This is a genomic window from uncultured Streptococcus sp., assembly GCF_938036805.1.
GTDB lineage: Bacteria > Bacillota > Bacilli > Lactobacillales > Streptococcaceae > Streptococcus.
In genome coordinates, this window is sequence record NZ_CALHWC010000112.1 from 1 (window position 1) to 2,797 (window position 2,797).

General features: G+C 43.8%; 3 protein-coding genes. All 3 read right to left on the reverse strand.

Going from position 1 to position 2,797, the window contains the following annotated elements; genetic code table 11:
- The coding region (locus Q0191_RS04300) for a C69 family dipeptidase (protein WP_297664147.1) at positions 1-926 on the reverse strand (926 nt) is incomplete at its 3' end.
- Positions 927-1,249: 323 nt separating this feature from the next.
- A complete protein-coding gene (gene tehB / locus Q0191_RS04305) occupies positions 1,250-2,113 on the reverse strand; it encodes an SAM-dependent methyltransferase TehB (protein WP_297664149.1) in 864 nt (287 codons plus the stop codon).
- A 195-nt stretch (positions 2,114-2,308) separates the two neighbouring features.
- Positions 2,309-2,776 carry an SsrA-binding protein SmpB gene (gene smpB / locus Q0191_RS04310; RefSeq protein WP_002894882.1) on the reverse strand — a complete coding sequence of 156 codons (468 nt, stop codon included), beginning with the start codon at positions 2,774-2,776 and terminating at the stop codon, positions 2,309-2,311.
- Positions 2,777-2,797: the final 21 nt, after the last annotated feature.

Here is a 2,797-nt window from a genome sequence, read left to right on the forward strand (position 1 = left end):
GTGTATTTCTTATTTGGATCAGTTGGTTCGCGCAAGAGATCAAAAGCTTCATCATCATAATTTACTTTTGCTTGTGGATCCATCCACTTGATACCTGCGTAGGTCCGAGAACGGTTACGTTCCATATATTTATCAGGTCCATAAGACTTAGCAATCATAAAGTTGCCATCTTTGTCGGTCTTATAGTTGTCTGCTTTTTTAGCTACTTCTTCAACGTCTTTAGAAGCAATGACATTTTCTTTATCGTTCAAGTCAACGTGACCAAGATAGTAAGTATTCGCAAAGACAGCATACTTATTGGTTGGGAACTTGATGGCTACGTATTGGTGACCAGACAGGATTTCCATATACCATAGCTCATTCTTATCTGCTGCAACGATGATATTTCCTTCTGCTGACCCTTTTTCATCCAGAACTTTCGCAACTGTCTCAATAACTTCACGTGCTGTTTTTGCACGAGGCAAAGCAAGGTCAACTAATGATGCTTCTGGAAGACCATCTTTTACAAGTGGATCTTCTTTTAGCACTTTATCATTTGGTGTCGCTGAAACGGTCGCTGTCATAGCTACACCAAGTTCATTAAAGCCATGCGCAGCGAAGTTTCCGTTACTTCCGTTGTCACGATCAGAGTCGTAGACAGCTGTGTATTTCATTTCATTCGCCAAATGCGGATAGGTAAAGCCATTTGACTCGTCTTCTATCTTATCGCCATCTTTATAGGTCTTAGCTGGCACAACTACATAGTTTTGATTGTGCCGACCACCGTCAGGGGCGTAGGGATAGTCCTCTGTCCGACCAAATAGAGTAGAGCCATCTGCTGTCAGGTCTTTACCGACAATAAACGCAGAACACGCTTGTGCCACATGAACAGGCAAAAGAGCAACTAACATTGCAAGGAACATTAGTCTGAGCAGTATTTTCTTCATAGTCTATCTCCTTTTGACTATCTGCGGGGCTGGAATCAACTCCCAGTCTAAACAACATAAACCGTAATACCTTAACATTCCGATTTTAGTATACTCTCTTTCTAATTTTTTTGCAAGCGTTTACACAAAATTGTGTATATTTTTTATCTAATCTATATTTCCTCTACTTTTTTCTCAAATCAGAGCAGATAAACAAAAAATAGCCCCATCTTATTTAGAGGAAAGGCTATTATTTTTTATCTTATCAGAAAATATCCTGCTATAAAATCTTTATAATCAATTCACTAGAGATTTTGGCAGAGCCGACTTGAGCTTCAAAGAATTTATCTCACTTTTTTAGCCAGCATAGTCGCAAAGCGGAGCTGAATCCGATTCCCGTTTTCATCACGGCGGTGGAGGTGGCCAGGATTTTCATTGTACTTGACCAGCTCCCAGTCTTTATAATACTCCGCAAGCTCCCCTTCCTTAAAAGTAAATGGGAAGGGAACAGAGCAAGGGAAATCCTCTGTATCCATAGCACAGACGATGAGATTGTAGCCACCAAGCGCTGTATGTTCTTGCATATTGCGGATAATATCTGGAATCCGCTCTGCCTGCAGGAACATCAGAACAACGGTAGAGACGATCAAGTCATAAGTCTGAGTCAGACTAGCTGAGTTGATATCGTAGCTACCCACTGGCAGATCCAAATCTTCCCGCTCGACAATGCTCCGTAAGATTTCCAGTGCCAGCTCATTCTGATCTACAGCCGTTACGTCAAAGCCCTGCTTGGCCAGAAAGAGAGCATTACGACCTTGACCACAGCCTAAATCAAGCGCCCGCCCTGGTTGGACTGTCTGCATAGCTTCCAAAACCTCTGAGTGCACTGGATTGCTACCGTATTTCTTAGGGAAATAATCCTCAGGCCGACAGTAAAACTCCAAGTACCACTCCAAATCATCTGTCAAGGCTTCAACACGGTGCCATGCTTGGGGTTGGGCAAAAGGATTGTCCTGACCAGCCTCAAAGATGTGCTCAGCCAACTCCTCACCCTCCTCTGACATCTCAACAAACTTAAGTCGTCCCTTGAGAACCGTGATTTTGCCCCAAGTTCCCTCTTTGGTATTGTGCTTGTTCTTGACCAGTTCGGGCATGGTCTCAGCTGTCCACACTGGCATGCGTTTATAAGCTAGCAATTTTTCTGTCATAAAAAATCCTTTCTCTGAAAGACAAGCTTCGAATAATCTAACTGTCTTTATCATACTCGAAAAGCACAGACTTGACAAGTGTCAAATTGTTCAGAACTTTTTTGTTTGGTAAATTCGACAACGAACAATTTAAGATAGCTACTGTAGATGAGAATCACTAAGATAAAACTAAAAAAAGACCGGTCACCCAGTCTTTCATCTTGTATTGAAGTTCTTCATCTGTCTTGCTATGTCGCGGTTTTGCTCGCGGCGTTTGATGGACTCGCGCTTGTCATAGTCGTGCTTCCCTTTGGCTAGACCTAAGAGAAGCTTGGCATAGCCATCCTTGAGATAGACCTTAAGCGGCACCAGTGTCATTCCAGTGCCCTTGGTCTCCTGCTCCAGCTTTTGGATCTGCTTCTTATGCAGCAGCAGCTTTCTGCGGCGCTCAGGCTCTTGGTTCCAGATATTGCCCTCTTCATAAGGCGCGATATGGACATTGCTGAGCCAGGCCTCGCCATTCTTGATCTGAGCAAAGCCATCTTTGAGATTGATACGGGCTGCTCGGACGCTCTTGATCTCCGTACCAGTCAGCACCATGCCCGCCTCGATGGTATCTACGATGGTGTAGTCGTGTCTGGCCTTTTTATTTTGCGCGACGACCTTTCCTTCTCCCTTTGCCATGCTTGGCTCCTTTCTTGACTA